The organism is Streptococcus sp. KR (assembly GCF_002238115.1).
GTDB lineage: Bacteria > Bacillota > Bacilli > Lactobacillales > Streptococcaceae > Streptococcus.
This window is the reverse complement of record NZ_NGVM01000171.1, coordinates 1-397: the sequence shown is the minus strand read 5'-3', so window position 1 is coordinate 397 and position 397 is coordinate 1. Positions and strand designations below refer to the sequence as shown.

General features: G+C 40.8%; 1 pseudogene. It reads right to left on the bottom strand.

The features are described from left to right. A pseudogene (locus CBI42_RS11460) lies at positions 1–397 on the bottom strand (phosphatase PAP2 family protein); the annotation flags it as partial.

Sequence of the window (397 nt, the reverse complement as noted above, 5' to 3'; positions counted from 1 at the left end):
GTCCAAGACCGCTAATCAAGTTGTAACGAAGGTCTCGTCGATCAGTTAAATATGATCGGTCAATTTCTGCTTGTGAAGCACCATTGGAAATCTGAATTGATTTATCCAAGTTTTCCTGTAGCACTGCGGTATTAGTCTTAGTTCCGTCTGGTGCATCCCAATACTTCAAGAAGGTATTGTTAAATAACGCGATTGCCGGATTGGTTTCAGGTGTGTCATTGGTCTTAATGTTTTGTTTATACTGATCAACAAAGTATCCATATGATGCCGGTGCTGGATTTAATTCACTTGATATACTGGTATCCGATTTAGCGTTTGCCTTAATACCGTTACTCTGTGAACCTAAAACAGCGGCTCCGGTCAGCGTCAAAATAAAGGCACTCTTCAGAACCGTTTT